At 67.3% G+C, this 15,409-nt stretch carries 14 protein-coding genes; 5 read left to right on the top strand and 9 right to left on the bottom strand.

Annotated features, from left to right (window positions below; all coding sequences use genetic code 11):
- The 4 genes from E0E05_RS11330 to E0E05_RS11345 form a co-directional block, all read right to left on the bottom strand.
- Window positions 1-444 (bottom strand): L,D-transpeptidase, encoded by a 444-nt coding sequence (locus E0E05_RS11330; RefSeq protein ID WP_244597696.1) that lies wholly within the window; start codon window positions 442-444, stop codon window positions 1-3.
- Complete coding sequence (locus tag E0E05_RS11335) at window positions 441-1,694, bottom strand: EI24 domain-containing protein (protein WP_131616812.1); 1,254 nt, start codon at window positions 1,692-1,694, stop codon at window positions 441-443. The genes E0E05_RS11330 and E0E05_RS11335 overlap by 4 nt, the downstream gene beginning before the upstream one ends.
- 63 nt (window positions 1,695-1,757) lie before the next feature.
- Window positions 1,758-2,417 carry a phosphoribosyltransferase gene (locus E0E05_RS11340; RefSeq protein ID WP_131616813.1) on the bottom strand — a complete coding sequence of 220 codons (660 nt, stop codon included), beginning with the start codon at window positions 2,415-2,417 and terminating at the stop codon, window positions 1,758-1,760.
- An 80-nt stretch (window positions 2,418-2,497) separates the two neighbouring features.
- A complete protein-coding gene (locus E0E05_RS11345) occupies window positions 2,498-4,570 on the bottom strand; it encodes a bifunctional aldolase/short-chain dehydrogenase (RefSeq protein ID WP_131616814.1) in 2,073 nt (690 codons plus the stop codon).
- Window positions 4,571-4,658: 88 nt separating this feature from the next.
- Here E0E05_RS11345 and E0E05_RS11350 point away from each other — a divergent pair, with 88 nt between their 5' ends.
- Window positions 4,659-5,651, top strand: coding sequence for a sugar-binding transcriptional regulator (locus E0E05_RS11350; protein WP_131616815.1), 993 nt, complete (start codon window positions 4,659-4,661; stop codon window positions 5,649-5,651).
- 8 nt (window positions 5,652-5,659) lie between these two features.
- Here E0E05_RS11350 and mtnA read toward each other — a convergent pair whose 3' ends face one another.
- A complete protein-coding gene (gene mtnA, locus E0E05_RS11355; RefSeq protein WP_131616816.1) occupies window positions 5,660-6,757 on the bottom strand; it encodes an S-methyl-5-thioribose-1-phosphate isomerase in 1,098 nt (365 codons plus the stop codon).
- A complete protein-coding gene (gene mtnK / locus E0E05_RS11360; RefSeq protein WP_131616817.1) occupies window positions 6,754-8,022 on the bottom strand; it encodes an S-methyl-5-thioribose kinase in 1,269 nt (422 codons plus the stop codon). Before mtnK ends, mtnA begins: the two co-directional genes overlap by 4 nt.
- Window positions 8,023-8,138: 116 nt before the next feature.
- Between mtnK and E0E05_RS11365 the strand changes: the two genes are divergently transcribed.
- The 4 genes from E0E05_RS11365 (at window position 8,139) to E0E05_RS11380 (ending at window position 12,321) form a co-directional block, all read left to right on the top strand.
- Window positions 8,139-9,653: a sugar ABC transporter ATP-binding protein gene (locus E0E05_RS11365; protein ID WP_131616818.1), complete on the top strand. Its 1,515-nt coding sequence runs from the start codon at window positions 8,139-8,141 to the stop codon at window positions 9,651-9,653.
- A 49-nt stretch (window positions 9,654-9,702) separates the two neighbouring features.
- The gene (locus tag E0E05_RS11370; RefSeq protein ID WP_210215807.1) at window positions 9,703-10,731 is read left to right on the top strand and encodes an ABC transporter permease; all 1,029 of its coding nucleotides are present in this window, start codon (window positions 9,703-9,705) and stop codon (window positions 10,729-10,731) included.
- 28 nt (window positions 10,732-10,759) lie between these two features.
- Window positions 10,760-11,815 carry a substrate-binding domain-containing protein gene (locus E0E05_RS11375; protein WP_131616819.1) on the top strand — a complete coding sequence of 352 codons (1,056 nt, stop codon included), beginning with the start codon at window positions 10,760-10,762 and terminating at the stop codon, window positions 11,813-11,815.
- 62 nt (window positions 11,816-11,877) lie between these two features.
- Window positions 11,878-12,321, top strand: coding sequence for an RbsD/FucU family protein (locus E0E05_RS11380; protein ID WP_131616820.1), 444 nt, complete (start codon window positions 11,878-11,880; stop codon window positions 12,319-12,321).
- On the opposite strand, the gene E0E05_RS11385 is transcribed toward E0E05_RS11380, so the two are convergent.
- Genes E0E05_RS11385 through E0E05_RS11395 form a run of 3 tightly spaced genes read right to left on the bottom strand, consistent with a single transcriptional unit; the run spans window position 12,318 to window position 15,405 of the window.
- On the bottom strand, window positions 12,318-13,466 hold the full coding sequence (locus E0E05_RS11385; protein WP_131616821.1) for a RuBisCO large subunit C-terminal-like domain-containing protein: 1,149 nt from the start codon (window positions 13,464-13,466) through the stop codon (window positions 12,318-12,320). The two genes, E0E05_RS11380 and E0E05_RS11385, sit on opposite strands and share 4 nt — an antisense overlap.
- Window positions 13,466-14,470: a transketolase family protein gene (locus E0E05_RS11390; protein WP_131616822.1), complete on the bottom strand. Its 1,005-nt coding sequence runs from the start codon at window positions 14,468-14,470 to the stop codon at window positions 13,466-13,468. The genes E0E05_RS11385 and E0E05_RS11390 overlap by 1 nt, the downstream gene beginning before the upstream one ends.
- Window positions 14,470-15,405 (bottom strand): transketolase, encoded by a 936-nt coding sequence (locus tag E0E05_RS11395; protein WP_131616823.1) that lies wholly within the window; start codon window positions 15,403-15,405, stop codon window positions 14,470-14,472. The genes E0E05_RS11390 and E0E05_RS11395 overlap by 1 nt, the downstream gene beginning before the upstream one ends.
- Window positions 15,406-15,409: the final 4 nt, after the last annotated feature.

The raw sequence follows: 15,409 nt of genomic DNA on the forward strand, positions 1-15,409 counted from the left end.
CTACCGGCGGACGACGATCGACGTCGCAGCGCTGCCGTGCGCGACGACCATGTCGAAGAGCGTGCGGGCATGATCGGGGTGCAGCCGTACGCAGCCATGTGAAGCCGGCCGGCCGAGCGCGCCGATCTCGGTGGTCCCGTGGATCGCATAGCCGCCGTGAAAGAAGATCGAATGCGGCATGGGCGCCATGTCGTACTTGCGCGAATACCACATGCGCTCGAGCCGGATGGGCCGGTAGGTTCCGACCGGCGTACGGTAGCCCGATCGCGCCGTCGACACAGCCCAGCGATGCAGCACGCCATCGCCGGACCGCACGGTCATCTGCTGGTCCGAGAGGTCGATCGTCACCGTCAGCGAGGCGGCGGCCGCAATGCCGGCCCCGAGCAGATGCAGGGCGACGAAGGCGATCGCGGCCAGCCGCAGCATCGGCATTGCCGGTTTCATGACGAAGCCTTGCCATCGCCGTCGTCGGATGTCGCCGTTCCGCCGTCGCCGGCCTGCTGACCCGCCGACGCAGGGCCCGGTTCGCTGGGAGCCGCCGCAGCGACTGCCGTGCCGCGTCCGCCGAAACGGTCGACGATCATCAGCGCGATGGCCCCGAGGCCGAGCAGCACGACGATGAAGTTGATCAGCCAGCCCAGGAGCGGAATGAAGTTCAGCATCGCCATGACGACCAGCCCGACGAACAGTGCGAGCAGCTTGCGCGTGTTGTCGGCCGCGTCGAAGCCGAATGCGGAGCCGAGCCGCAACGCCACGCTGTAGGTGCCGAGCAGGTAGGCCAGCATCCAGCTTGCGACGATGAAGAGGATCACGACCGGGATCAGCGGAATGCCGATGATCGTCATGGCGCTCACCGGCACCAGGCCGAACAGCGTCGCCAGCGCCAGAAAGCCCAGCAGGATCGACGGTCCGGGCCGGTCGTGTGCCTTGCCGTAGCCTTCGGCGACCAGACGGGGCGCAAAGGCGATCAGGATCGCGCCGAGCGCGGTCAGGAACGCAAGCGAGACGATGAAACCCCAGAGCATCGCGAAGAAGGATGGCCAGAAGAGCTGACCGGGCTCCTGGAATGCCTCGCGCATCTCGCGCAGACCCTCGTCGGAAGCGAGCTGGATGAAGCGCACGCGTTCGGCCCCGATGACGCCCTCGGGGATGTCGATTTCCTCGGGGGCGGCATAGACCAGTTCGCCGTCGATCCGGGCGCCACCGCCGAAGCCGATATCGCCACCGGTCAGCCGGACATCGCCGGAGACGGGCGCGTTGAGCCGGATGCGGCCGCCCGCCGCCATCAGGCTTCCGGCGACCGGCGCATCGACCTCGATCCGGCCGGCGGTCAGCCGCGCATTGCCGCCCACATCGGCGCCGGGGCGCAGCCGCACCGAAAAGCCGGACGCGGTAACGTCCTCGCCAACCGGGGCCGCCACCGACACGAAACCGCCGACGGCGTAGAGGTCGGCGCCGATCGTCCCGCCTACATCGACGTCGAAACCCGCCGCATGGCCGTCGCCGGCCACATTGCCGTTGAGCGCGGCCGAAAATCCGCTGGCGAACGCGTCGCGGCCTGCCGCTTCATCGACGACCGCATCGGCGCCCGCCGCGAACACGTCGCCGCCGACTGTGACCGTCTCGGCGCGCACCGGCGCGGCCAGAAACAGCGCCAGGAACAGGAAAGTCGCAAAGCCCTTCGTGATGGTCATGGCCAGTCCTCCGTGAAAGGATCCGGCCCAATGCTATCGGCCGACGATGACGGTTCATTGATCCTAATCATCTCCGGTTCGAGCCGATGTCCCGGCACGTGCGAGGATGCGCATCACTTCGGCATCATCGACCTGGTCGAAATCGTCGTAAAAGGCGCCGACCGCATGAAACCGCTCCGGGCTGGCAAGGCAGATCGTTTCGTCGGCCAGTTCGCCGAGCGCTTCGAGCGTCGCCGGCGGCGCGACCGGCAGCGCCAGGATCAGCCGAGCGGGTCGCTGGCCGCGGACCAGTTGCAGGCCCGCCCGCGCCGTCGCGCCGGTTGCCACGCCGTCATCGACGAGGATCACGGTTCGACCGGCGAGCGGCACCGGCGCGTGATCGGCAAAATAGAGCGCGCGCCGCCGCTCGATCTCGGCGAGCTGCGGCTTGGCGAGCTCGCGCAGATCAGCCTCGGTCAGGCCCAGCGCCCCGGCGATTTCCTCGTTGACGGCAAGCTGCATGCCGTCACCGTCAGAAACCGCCGCGACCGCCAGTTCGGGCTGGTGCGGCGCGCCGACCTTGCGGATCAGCAGCACATCGAGCGGCGCGCCCAGCCGATCGGCGATCGGAGCGGCGACCGGCACGCCGCCGCGCGGCAGCGCGATGACGACCGGGTCTTCGACCGGCGGCAGCGCATCGGCCAGCTTTTCGCCGGCATGGGTGCGGTCACGGAAAAGACTCATGGCCAAAGGCTAGCGCATGCGCGCCATCGCGGCCAAGTCAGGCACCGGTCAGAACCACGATCGGTCGAGACCGGGTGCAATCAGCGCAGCGCCGCTTCGATGTTGCCGCCGTCGACCGTCAACACATGGGCCGTCGTCCGTTCGGCCCGTGCGAGCGCGACGAACGCATCCGCCACATGGCCCGCCTCCACTTCCGCCTTCAGCAGATTGCCGGCCATGTAGTCGGCGGCGCTCACCCCGCGCGCGTCGGCGCGGCTGGCGATGAAATCGTCGGTCAGAAGCCCCGAGCGGATACGGTCGGCATTGACACCGTTGACGCGGATGCCCTCCCCGCCGAGTTCGAGCGCCAGTTGCCGGACGAGGAAGAACGTCGCCGCCTTGGGCAGGCCGTAGGCGCCGAACCCCTTGCCCGGATTGACCGCCTGCTTGGAGACGTTGAACAGGAACTGCCCGCCCCGGCCCTGCGCCCGCATCACGCCGGCGGCGGCGCGCGCCAAGGCAAGATGCGAAAAGAAGTTCAACTCGAAACTCTTGCGGACCGTCGCGTCGGGCAGATCGAGCAGCATGCCCTGCATCGCCGCCCCGGCATTGGAGACGACGATGTCGATCCCGCCGAACCGGCCGCAGACGGCGTCCATCACCGTTTGCGCGGCGTCCGGCGCGGTCAGGTCGGCCTCGATGGTGAGCGCCTTGTCGCCGAGCGTCTCCTTTGCCGCTGCGAGCGCGTCGGCTGACAGATCGGCGATGGCGACGCTGGCGCCGAGCGCGGCGAACGCCTTCGCCGTCGCAAGGCCGATGGCGCCTGCCCCGCCCGTGACGAGCACGACGCGGCCGGCGAACTCCTTCGGCTTTGATTTCGCCAGCTTGGCCTGTTCGAGCGACCAGTGCTCCATGTCGAACAGATCCGCCTCGCCGATCGGCCGGAACCCGCCGGCCGCTTCACCGAGCGTCATCACTTCGATGGTCTGCTCGCCGATATCGGCCGCAGCCGCCGCCGCGCCGCTGTCCTTGCCGATGCCGACGAGCCCGACGCCCTCGATCCAGGCAAGCCCCGGCGTCGGTTCCAGCATCGTCTTGATGCCGCCGACGCGTTCATTGTTGGTCTCGAAATAGGTCCGGTACTCGTCCGCCCAGCGCTCGGCTGCGGCCCTGATCGCCGCTTCCCCGCCATCGACGTCGGCGCGGGTCAGATGCAGCGGAAAGCCCTTGGTGCGGATCACATGGTCGGGCGAGCCCACCCCGCGCCGCGACAGGCTTTCAAGATCGTCGCGCTCGAGGAACGCGGCGACCGCCGGCCCGCCGCGCACGTCGAAGACGGGCATCGGCATCGCGGCGCCGTGATGATCGCTGCGGATGGCGCCGAGCACGCCGCGCAGGATCGGCAAGACCTGCGCCGCGCGCGCCGGATCGGCCGGCACGCGCACGGTGTGAACGCTCGTGCCGAAAGTGCGGCCGCCGGCCCGCTCGGCCAGCCAAGTCTCGACCCGGTCGGTATGGTCGATGACGCGGTCATAGCTCTGCTTCGCCGTCTCGCCGAAGGTGAAATGGCCATGGTTGAGCAGCACCAGACCTTCGACCGAGGGATCGGCCTCGAAGATTTCGGCCGCCTTCTTCGCCAGCGCGAAGCCCGGCATGATGTAAGGCACGGCAGCCACCCGGTCGCCGAAGATCTCGGCGATCGCCGCCTCCGCCTGAGGCAGATTGGCGAGCGCCAGAAATGCCGTCGCATGGGTATGGTCGACGAAGGTGTGCGGCAGGAAGGCGTGCAGCAGCGTCTCCACCGACGGGTTGGGCGAGGACGATTGCAGAAGCGCCGCCCGCTGCGCGTCGACCATCGCCTCGTCGGACAGCGCGTCCAGCGACCGCAGCTTCAGCAGCGGGTCGAGCCAGACACCCGGAAGGCCCGGCCCCTCGATCGTGTCCAGATCCCAGCCGCTGCCCTTGATGTGCAGGACGCGCCGCTCTTCGCCATGCAGGTTCGGCCGGGTGACCTTGACCGAGGTGTTGCCGCCGCCATGCATGACCAGATCGGGGTCCGAGCCGATCAGCCGCGAGGTGTAGACCCGGTGACCGAGCGCCCGGTCGGCCTCGCTGTCGCCTTCGGCCGCGGCATAGGCCTCGGCCTTCTTGTCGTCCCAGCGATTGTCGCGCATGATCGTCTCCCGAGGCGGCCGCACCGCGCCTTCTTTGACAAATGTCAGATGATGATGTCAAATAGCTAAAAGTGGAAGTGGGGCGGATATGCCATCGGCTTCGGTTCGGCGCTCGGCCGGTCAGATCAGCGGCGAGGACATCGTGGTGGAGGCCGCCTGGCTCTACTACCATGACGGGCTGAACCAGAACGAGATTGCCGCCCGCCTCAAGGTCTCCCGCGCCACCGTGGTCAACTACCTTCAGGAAGCGCGCGAGCGCGGCTACATCAACATCACGCTGGCCGCCGAACCGTTCACCAATCACCGGATCGCGCACGAACTGTGCGGCATGTTCGAGCTGCGCGCGGCCTACGTGCTGCCGGACGGCGCCGGCGGCGAGCTGGAACAGTTCGAACGGGCGGTGCGGGGCGCGGCGAACTGGCTGCCGTCCCTGCTCGCCCCCGGCGACCGGCTCGGCGTCGCCTGGGGCAAGACCATCTACGACACGGCCGACCAGATCGAACCGGTCACGATCCCCGATCTGGAGGTGATCCAGCTCGTCGGCTCGATGGCGACCCCTTACGGCTTTTCCGCCGAGGTCTGCTCGTCCAACGTCGCCCGCAAGCTCGGTGCCAAATGCGTCAACCTGCATGTGCCGGCCCTCCTGTCGACCCCCCAGATCGCCGCGATGCTGCGCAAGGAGGCGATCATCGCCGCCCAACTCGAGGCGATCGACCGCTGCAACAAGACCCTGTTCGCGGTCGGCTCATGCGACCATGACAGCCACATCGTCACCTCGGGCATCGCCAGCCATGCCGATCTGGACTGGTACGTCGCCCACGGGGCCGCCGGCGTGCTGTGCGGGCGCTTCATCGATGCCGGCGGCGAGCCGGTGCGCGGCCCGCTGGACGAGCGGATGATCGGCGTCGAACCGACCGCCCTGCGCGGCAAGCAGACGGGGCTGCTGGTCTCGGTCGGCCAGGAAAAGACGGTCGCCATGCTCGCCGCCCTGCGCGGCGGCTACGCCACCCATCTGGTCACCAGCAGAACCACGGCAGAACATTTGCTGTCGCTGGCCGAACGCGCCGAAACGGCGGCCTGACGCGCCGGTCAGCGCTTCTTTTCCGGGAACAGCTTCAGCAGCCCCTCTTCGCTCGCCTCGGCGACGCCGCGCTCGGTGATCAGCCCGGTCACCAACCGTGCCGGCGTCACGTCGAAGGCCGGATTGGCGCCGGGCGTGCCATCGGGCGAAATCTGCACATGGGCCGTCGAGCCGTCGTCGAGCTTGCCGAACACACGCGTCACCTCGTCCTGGTTGCGCTCCTCGATCGGGATTTCGGCGAGCCCGTCATGGACGGTCCAGTCGATCGTGCTGGAGGGCAGCGCGACGTAGAACGGAATGTCGTTGTCGCGCGCGGCGAGCGCCTTCAGATAGGTGCCGATCTTGTTGCACACATCGCCCGACGCGGTCGTCCGGTCGGTGCCGACGATCACCACGTCGACATCGCCATGCTGCATCAGATGGCCGCCGGCATTGTCGACCACCAGATGATGGTCGATGCCGTGGCTGTTGAGCTCCCACGAGGTGAGCTGGGCGCCCTGATTGCGCGGCCGGGTCTCGTCGACCCAGACATGGACGTTCATGCCGTCCTCGACCGCCTGGTAGATCGGCGAAGTCGCCGTGCCCCAGTCGACGGTCGCGATCCAGCCCGCATTGCAATGGGTCAGAACGTTGACCGGCTCGCCCGGCCCTTTTTTCCGCGCGATCTCGCGCAGGATCTCCAGCCCGTGCAGACCGATCTGCCGGTTGGTCTCGACGTCCATGTCGCAGATTTCGGCCGCCCTGCGCATTGCCTCGTCGGCGCGCCGCTCGACCGGCGTGTTGCGCAGCATCGAACGCATGTCGTCGAGCGCCCAGCGCAGATTGATCGCCGTCGGCCGCGTCGCGTGGAGCACCTCCCAGGCATTGTCGAGCGCCGCGTCCGAGGCATCGCGCGCCATCTCGACGGCGACGCCGTAAGCGGCCGTCGCGCCGATAAGGGGCGCGCCGCGCACCCACATGTCGCGGATGGCTGTGGCGAAATCGTCGAGCCCGTCGAGACTGACGATCCGGAACTCGTGCGGCAGCCAGCGCTGATCGATGATCATCACCTTGCCGTCATCCTCGTTCCGCCAGATCGAGCGGTAGTGCGTGTCGCCAACCTTCATGCCGAAGCTCCCTTGTCCGCGCGGCGCGCCGCGGCGATCACCTGGTCGATGCCGGCGAAACCGGCACGGCCGAGCACCAGCGTGCGGCCCAGCCGGAGCGCCTTTTCCTCGAGCGGCGCGCGCTTCTCCGCATCCTCGATCGTGTCGAACTCGGCGATGTGCGCCAGCCCCAGAACGCGGCGGTGCATCTCGATTCCGGCGATCGCCAGCGCATCGATGAAGATCTCGCCGATCACCTCGCGCAGCGCGGCATCGGATGCGGGGTGGTGGCCCTGATCCTCATAAAGCGTCTTCGGATAGAGGATGCCGGTACGCTCGCTGTGCCACAGATTCTCAAACTCGGCGGCGAACACGGTCCACGTCTCGCCGATCACTTCCAGCAGCCAGTCCTGATAGGCGGCGCGCTCGGCCTCGTCGCCGATATGGCCGGGCATCGCCAGGAACGCCATCAGGTAGTTGCCCAGCAGCATGCCGATGTCGAACCCCATCGGTCCGTAGAAGGCGAACTCGGGGTCGATGATCTTCGCCTCATGGTCGGTGACCATGATCGAGCCGGTGTGCAGATCGCCATGGCACATCGTCTCGGCCTTGGCGGTGAAGGCGCGCTTGAAGTGCTGCGCGACGATCTTGAGCTGCTGGTCCTGACGCAGTTCGGCGACGACGCCGTCAAGCTGCGGGCTTGTGTGCCGGTTCATCTCCGCGTCGAAATAGGGATCGGTGAAGACCAGGTTCTCGGTGATGTCGCACAGATCGACATTGTCCGAAAACAGCGCCACGTCCGCCTTCTTCTGCCGCGTCTGCATGCAAAGGTCGGACCCGCGAAACGCGGTGCGCGCGCAGAATTCGCCCAGCGTGCGGCCGAGCCCCTCCACGCGCCGCCCCGCCATCATCTGTTGGCGCAGGATGATGTGCGGGTTCAGATACTCCATGACGATCAGCGCCTGCGCCTCGTCATAATGATAGATTTCCGGCACCCGGCCCGGATCGCGCGCGGCCTGGCGCGTCAGCGCGTGATATTCGAAGAAGGCGCGGTTGAGCGGCAGGGGCCAGCTCTCGCCGACCAGCCGCACATAGGGCAGTGCCTGCTTGACGATCGCGGTGCCCGCAGTACCCTCGACGATGAAGACCAGATTGAGGTTGCCGTCGCCCACCTCGCGCACCGTCCAGGCCGTCGCGTCGGGCCCGATCCGGCGCGTCAGCGCGTCGATGCCGCCCAGCCTCTGGCCCAGCGTTTCCGGCGTCAGCGCTTCATATGTGTCGCTCAAGCCGCTCCTCCCTCGTGCCAGCCATGCCATCGACCGTAGGAGCCATTTCAATCAGTTGTCAATATGCGTTGACTTTTGTCATGTGAGTTGGTTTGCTTCGGTTCGGGAGGAGTTCCATGACCGATCTGGCATGCCGCATTTCTGGCATCGACAAGGCGTTCGGTGAAAACCGCGTTCTCCGCAAGCTCAGCCTCGATCTGCCCGCCGGCACCGTCACCGCGCTGATGGGCGCCAACGGCGCGGGCAAGTCGACGCTCGTCAAGATTCTCAGCGGCGTGCATGCCCGCGACGCCGGCACCATCACGCTGATGGGCGAGCCCTTCGCTCCCGCGACGCCATCCCGGGCGATTCGCGCCGGTGTCGTCACCGTCCACCAGAACATCAATGACGGCGTCATTCCCGATCTCGACGTCGCCTCGAACCTTCTGATCGACCGTCTGGCCGAGGCCAATTACGGCTTCATGCTGCGCCGGCGGCGCATGCTGGAAGATGCGCGCGCCATCGCCGCGGGCATGGACCTTGCGATCGACGTGCGCACGCCGGTCGCCCAGCTCGGGGTCGCCGACCGCCAGCTCATCGCCATCGCCCGCGCCATGGCGCACGAGCCCAAGCTGCTGATCCTCGACGAACCCACCTCGTCGCTGTCGGCGGCCGAGGCCGAGCGGCTGTTCCGGCTGATCGAGAAGCTGCAGTCGCAGGGCGTTGCCGTGCTCTACATCTCGCACCGCATGTCCGACATCCGCCGCATCGCCGACCGCGTGGTCTCGATGCGCGACGGCGAGATTTCAGGCGTGTTCGAGGGTCCCGGCATCGATTACGAGGGCGCGGTCAACGCCATGCTCGGCCACCGCATGACCGAGGTCGACTTCACCGTGCCCGACGCCGGCGCACCCGTGGTCGCGCTGCGCGACGTCCAGCTCCGGCCCGACACGGCACCCTTCTCGCTCGATCTGCACGACAACGAGATCGTGGTCGTCACCGGCCTGCTCGGCTCGGGCAAGACCATGCTCGCCCAGGCCCTGTTCGGAATGGCCGCGCCACACGCCGGCACGATCACGCTCGACGGCAAGCCGTTCGCGCCAAAAAGCCCCGGCCAGGCGATCGCCCGCGGCGTCTTCATGTCGCCCAAGGACCGCGCCAGCAACGCGGTCGTCCACGACTTCAACCTGACCCGGAACATGACCGTGCCGTTCCTGTCGCGCTTCGGCCGGCTGTCCTTCGTCGACCGCGGCCGCGAGCGCGCGACGGCGCGCCAGATGATCGACGATCTGTCGATCGTCTGCCAGTCCGAGACCGACGGGATCGGCACGCTTTCGGGCGGCAACCAGCAGAAGGTCATGCTGGCGCGCTGGCTGTCGCAGCCCAGCCGCCTCTTGATCCTCGACGAGCCGTTCCAGGGCGTCGACATCCGCGCCCGCCGCGACATCGGCCACAAGATCCGCGCCACCGCCGGCGACCGCGCCACGCTTGTCCTCGTCGCCGAACTGGACGAGGCCTTCGAGATCGCCGACCGCATCGTCGTCTTCCACGACCACACGGTGAGCGCGCAGTTCCGCAACGAGAACATCGACGTCAACGCCGTGCTCGCCGCCGTCACCGGCGCGACGGGCACCGAACGGCAGACCGCATGAGATGAGCTTGGACTCCACACCCGACCAGCAGGCCGAAAAAGCCGCCCCGATGAGCGAACACGATCGCCAGAGCCGCGGCGTGATGATCGACCTTGCGATCCGCTATGGCTTTCTGTGCCTGCTGCTCGGCATGATCGTCTTCTTCTCGATCTTCGCCGACGGTTTCGCAGGGCCACGCTCGGCCGTCTTCATCTTCCAGTCGGTCGCCATCACCGGCATTCTGGCGCTCGGCGTCACCTGCACGCTGGTCGTCGGCGGGTTCGATCTTTCGATCGGCTCGGTCGCGACATCGTCGATGATGCTGTCGGCCTACATGATGGTGATTCTCGAACAATCGGCCTTCGTCACCATTGTTGCCTGCCTGCTGATGGGTGCCTTCATCGGCCTCGTGAACGGGCTGATGATCGTCAAGACCAAGGTGCCCGACCTTCTGGCGACGCTCGGCATGATGTTCCTGCTGCTCGGCCTGCAGCGCATTCCGACCGAAGGCCGGTCGATCGCCACCGGCATGACGCTGCCCGACGGCTCGACCGCCGAGGGCACCTTCTCGTCCTTCTTCCTGTCGATGGGCCGGCACCGGTTCGACTTCGTTCTGGACGATCTGATCCCGGTCTCGGTGGTCTTCCTGATCGTCATCGGCATCCTCGTCTGGGTGTTCCTCGAACTGACCCGGCACGGACGGCTGATGTACGCGATCGGCTCGAACGAACGCGCCGCCAGTCTGACCGGCACTAACGTGAACCGCTACAAGATCATGGCCTACATGATCTCCGGCACGCTCGCCTCGGTGGGGGGCCTGCTGCTCGCCGCACGCCTCGGCCGTGGCGACATCGCCTCGGGCACCAACCTGCTGCTGGACGCGGTCGCCGCCGCGCTGATCGGCTTCGCCGTGCTCGGCGCGGCCAAGCCGAACGCGTTCGGCACCGCGATGGGCGCGCTGTTCGTCGGCATCCTGCTTCAGGGCCTGACGATGATGAACGCGCCCTACTACACCCAGGATTTCATCAAGGGCTTCGTCCTCGTGATCGCCCTTGTCTTCACCTTCTCGCTTTCCGCCCGAAGGGCCGGAAGCCACTGAAAATGCTCACGTAACAGGAGGAGAGAGCATGAAGATCCTACGCAGAACGGCACTGGCCATGGTTGCCAGCCTGGCCGCGTCCGCAACGCTGGCAACCGGCGGCGCGGCGCAGGCCCAGGACATGCCGGCACCTTTCGACAACCCCGAAGACGTCACCATCGCACTGGTGCGCTACCTGTCGACGGGCGACTTCTTCCAGTCCTATCTGGCCGGCGTGGAAGCCCAGGCCGAGGCGCTCGGCGTCGACCTGCGCGTCTTCGACAGCCGCCAGGATGCGGCGCTTCAGGCCGACATGGTCGACCAGGCGATCGCGCTCGGCGTCGACGGCATCATCATCCAGCACGGGCTGACCGAGTCCATGCAGGAAGCGGCCCAGCGGGCCGTGGACGCGGGCATCAAGGTCGTCGCCTTCGACGTCAATGTCGAGAACGATGCGATACCGCAGATCGAGCAGTCCGACCGTGACCTCGCCCGTCTGGTTCTGGAACAGGCGATCAAGGACAATGGCGAGGAGTGGAAGGCCGGCTATGTCTACGTGCCCGGCATCGCTCCGCTCGACCGGCGCGACGAGACCTGGCGCGAGTTCAAGGAGCGCTATCCGGGCATCGACGAGGTCGCCCAGTTCGGCACCCTCGACAATCCGATCGCCAACTCCAACGCCAACCAGGCCCGCTCGGTGCTCCAGGCCAACCCGGACATCGAGGTCGTGTTCGCGCCCTATAACGAGTTCGCGCGCGGCGTGAAGATCGCCGTGGACGAGGCCGGCCTTTCGTCGGACATCGACATCTATTCGGCCGACGTGTCGACCTCCGACATCGTCGCCATGCGTGAGCCGGACAGCGCCTGGGCGGCAACGGCTGCAACCAACCCGGCCGTGGTCGGCGAGGTCTCGGTGCGCGCGCTGGCGATCATGCTGGCCGGCGGCGATCCGGGCTCCAGCGTGATCATCCCGCCGACCCTGATCACCCAGGACATGCTCAACGAGATGGACATCTCGAACATGGAGGAACTGTCGTCGAACCTGGCCCAGTTCGCCCATGCCGATGTCGCCATGACCGACTGGATGCCTCTGCCGCCACGCTGAGCCATTCCGTTCCCGAAGGGGCCGCCGCGCGCGGCCCCTTTCTTCTTTGGGGAGACCCGCACATGCTCAAGGGCATCGACGCGCGCGTGACGCCGGACCTGATGGACGCGCTGATGCGCATGGGCCATGGCGACGAGATCGTCATCGCCGACGCGAACTTTCCCGCCCACGCGACCGCCGCGCACTGCCATGTGCCCGAGCCCATCCACCTGCCGGCAATGGACGCGGTCGAGGCGGCCGAACTGATCTGCACGCTGCTGCCGCTCGAGGCGTTCTTCGACTATTGCGCGCTGCGCATGCAGATCGACGGCGCGCCCGACGAGATGGGCGAAGTCCATACGCAGGTCTTCGCCGTGCTCGAACGCCAGAAGCCCGACGGCGCCGTCCTGTCGAGCCTTGAGCGACAGGACTTCTACGCGCAGGCGAAACAGGCCTTTGCCGTGGTCGCCACCAACGAGGCGCGCCCCTTCGGCTGCTTCATCCTGCGCAAGGGCGTGATTTTCTAGGCGGTCTCGCGCTCGGCGCGGGCCGCATCGACCGCCCTGCGCATCGCCGTCACCGCCTCGCCGATCTTGTCGCCGGCCCGCAGCAGGCTGCCGCCGAGCAGATAGACGACATCGTCGCCATACATGCGCACCATGTCGGCGGCGCGCTCGACACTCATGCCGCCGCCCGGCGACGGCAGCATCGGCCTGCCATGCCCGTGCGGATCCCGGCAGGCCTCGGCGATCGACAGGCATTCCTCGGCCGAAAAGCCGAACCGCCCGCCGACATTGGGAAAGACCGAGATGTCCGAACCGGCGAGCCGCTGCAGCACGCCATACATCATCGCGTGGGTGAAGCCGGTGTCGGGCGACAGCACGAACGGGCCGGTGAAGCTCGGATGGGTCATGATCGGCAGGTCGAACGCGGGGTCACAGGCCAGCTGGTGGACGATCTCGAAGCCGAGCAGGCCCGGCATCAGCAGCACCCCGCCCGAGCCCGCCGTCTTGGCGAAGAAGGCACGCTCGACGAGCTGGTCCGGCCGGCCGGTGATGTTGGCAAAATGCAGCGCCGAGGTGCCGAATTCGGCATTGGCGCGCGCCACCGCGGCGGCGACCTTTTCGGTGCGCTCCTCGAACGGGGACATCGGCTGGTCGGCGAGGCCGTGATCGTCCTTGATGATGTCGGCGCCGCCGGCAACGCAGCGCCAGGCGATCTCCGCAAGCTGGTCGGACGTCGAGCCCTGCGGCTTGATCACCGGCGAAATCAGCCCGCCTTCCGGCCGGCCGGCGCGCTGACGCACGCCCGCGATGCCGAAACGCGGACCGGCGAACCGTTCGGCGATCACCGGGCCGGGGTCGACGCCGACGACCTTGATGCCCTGCTGGATCGACGAATTGCCGAACATGACATTCAGGAGTTGCACCAGTTCGGTACCGGCGCTGTCGGGCGAATAGGAGATCGTCACGTCGAACACGCCCCGCCTCGCCATCACCGCGCGACCGACCTGTCCGACGATCTCGTCGGCGATGAAGCCTTCGGGCACGATGTCGCCGGGGATCTCGACGGTCTGCTCGAGCGCCACGTCATGGGCGCGGCGCATTGCCGCCGACGCGCTCTCGGCGAGGATCCGGTAGGTGACGGTGAACCGTTCGGCCTCCGCCGCCATCACAGCGCCTCGGCCTTGACGGCCGAATGCACCGCATCGACGCGCGCGGCCGAAAGCTGCTCCTCGGTGATGCCGGTCTTCTGCCCGATCAGCGTCTCGATGCCGGCAACGAGCGCCGAGGCGTCGAGCCCGTAATGCTTCATCAGATAGCCGCGCGAGCCGCCATGGGCATAGGTGTCCTTGAGGCCGAGCCGCACCAGCCGCTTGCCGACGCCATTGTCGGCCATGATCTCGGCGACCAGCGAGCCGACACCGCCCTCGGTAACGTGGTTTTCGAGCACCACGACGCCCTTGGACACCGATGCGATGTGATCGAGCAGCGGTTTCTCGTCGAACGGCTTGATCGTGTTGATGTGCAGATGACGGACCGAGACGCCGGCCTTTTCGAGCGCCTCGCGCGCCCGCAGCGCCTCTTCGGTGGCGATGCCCGAGGTGACGACCAGAACGTCCTCGCCGAGCGCCAGTTCGCGCATCTGGCCGACCACGATGGGCGTATCGAAAAGGCGCGGCACCGAGCCGCGCAGCACCCGGCAATAGACCGGCCCGTCGATCGAATCGGCGGCCTCGCAGATGCTCTCGACCTCGGTCGCATCGCCCGTCTCGAGCACCGTCATGTTGGGGATCGAGCGCATCACGGCGACATCTTCGATCGCCTGGTGGGTCATGCCGCCGGGCGTCGTCACGCCGGGCAGGAAGCCCATCAGCCGCACCTTGCGGCGCGGATAGGCGACCGATGCCATCAGCTGGTCGTAGGGCCGCCGGTACAGGAACACGCCGAACGAGTGCAGGAACGGCCGGAACCCGGCAAGCCCGAGCCCGCCGGCAAAGCTCATCATGTTCTGCTCGGCCATGCCCAGAGAGACGAACTGGTCCGGATGCCGGTCGCGGAACCCGTCGATCTCGCACGACGAGGTCAGATCGGCCGAAAGGCACAGAACGTCGGGATCGGCGGTGGCGAACTTTTCGAAGGCGGCCGCATAGGGCCGTGTGACCATCTCGACCATCAGTGCGCTCCCTCGGCGATATCGACCGGCTCGACACCGAGCTCCTCGGCGATCGCCTTGTTCATCTCGTCGCGCTCCTCGGGCGTCTTGAATCGCACATAGTGAAGGCGCGGGAACCGGCGCTGCAGGAAGCTCATCCCGTGCGTCGGCGAGGACCGCGCCAGGATGATCAGCGGCCGGTCCTCGTGCGGCTCGGCCTTTGCCTGGCGCATCGCATCGAGATCGTGCGCGTCGATCTCGACGCAGACGGCGCCGAACGCGCGGAACTTTTCGGCGATGTCGCGCACTTCCATCACCGAACTCATCGCGCCGTCGCACTGCTGGTCGTTGACGTCCATCAGCGCCCACAGATTGTCGATGCGGTGATGGGCGGCCGCCTGCACCGCCTCCCAGGTCTGGCCCTCCTGGACCTCGCCGTCGGACATGAAGACGCACACCTGCCCCTCCTCGCCGCGCCGCTTGCGGCCGAAGGCGAGGCCCGCGCCGGTCGAAAGGCCGATGCCGAGCGTGCCGTTGTGCACTTCCATGCCCGGCGAGTGCTCGGCGCCGATCATCTCGACCGACGATCCGTCCTTATTGAACATCTCGAGCCCTTCGGGCGCCATGCGGCCGGTCTCGATCAGCGTGGCATAGGCGACCAGCGCATAGTGGGCCGGCGCGATGAAGAGCCGGTCATAGCGCGGCTCGAACGGGCCGTTATAGCCCGCCCCCGTCACGTAGTCCGGATTGTCCGCCGACGGTACGCCGCCGAAGGGTCTTGGCACCGCCGGCAGGGTCGGCTCGCCCAGATTGAGCGCCTCGTTGTAGAGAAAAGCGAGCTGTTCGGCGGCCGAGCATGCCTGGCTGAGATAGCCGCCATTGTTGCGCATGCAGTGCTCGAACACGCGCCGCCTGATGCCCAGCGCCACCTCTTCGGTCGACTTGCGGTTTTTCACGTCC

The organism is Roseitalea porphyridii (genome assembly GCF_004331955.1).
In the GTDB taxonomy this organism is placed as follows: Bacteria; Pseudomonadota; Alphaproteobacteria; order Rhizobiales; family Rhizobiaceae; genus Roseitalea; species Roseitalea porphyridii.

What these genes read in the sequence shown, in the direction of transcription:
- E0E05_RS11385 (WP_131616821.1), bottom strand. Translation starts at nt 13,466, where the DNA reads ATGGCGGCGGAGGCCGAACGGTTCACCGTCACCTACCGGATCCTCGCC.
- E0E05_RS11365 (WP_131616818.1), top strand. Translation starts at nt 8,139, where the DNA reads ATGACCGATCTGGCATGCCGCATTTCTGGCATCGACAAGGCGTTCGGT.
- E0E05_RS11375 (WP_131616819.1), top strand. Translation starts at nt 10,760, where the DNA reads ATGAAGATCCTACGCAGAACGGCACTGGCCATGGTTGCCAGCCTGGCC.
- E0E05_RS11345 (WP_131616814.1), bottom strand. Translation starts at nt 4,570, where the DNA reads ATGCGCGACAATCGCTGGGACGACAAGAAGGCCGAGGCCTATGCCGCG.
- E0E05_RS11370 (WP_210215807.1), top strand. Translation starts at nt 9,703, where the DNA reads ATGAGCGAACACGATCGCCAGAGCCGCGGCGTGATGATCGACCTTGCG.
- E0E05_RS11335 (WP_131616812.1), bottom strand. Translation starts at nt 1,694, where the DNA reads ATGACCATCACGAAGGGCTTTGCGACTTTCCTGTTCCTGGCGCTGTTT.
- E0E05_RS11390 (WP_131616822.1), bottom strand. Translation starts at nt 14,470, where the DNA reads ATGGTCGAGATGGTCACACGGCCCTATGCGGCCGCCTTCGAAAAGTTC.
- E0E05_RS11350 (WP_131616815.1), top strand. Translation starts at nt 4,659, where the DNA reads ATGCCATCGGCTTCGGTTCGGCGCTCGGCCGGTCAGATCAGCGGCGAG.
- mtnA (WP_131616816.1), bottom strand. Translation starts at nt 6,757, where the DNA reads ATGAAGGTTGGCGACACGCACTACCGCTCGATCTGGCGGAACGAGGAT.
- E0E05_RS11340 (WP_131616813.1), bottom strand. Translation starts at nt 2,417, where the DNA reads ATGAGTCTTTTCCGTGACCGCACCCATGCCGGCGAAAAGCTGGCCGAT.
- E0E05_RS11380 (WP_131616820.1), top strand. Translation starts at nt 11,878, where the DNA reads ATGCTCAAGGGCATCGACGCGCGCGTGACGCCGGACCTGATGGACGCG.
- E0E05_RS11330 (WP_244597696.1), bottom strand. Translation starts at nt 444, where the DNA reads ATGAAACCGGCAATGCCGATGCTGCGGCTGGCCGCGATCGCCTTCGTC.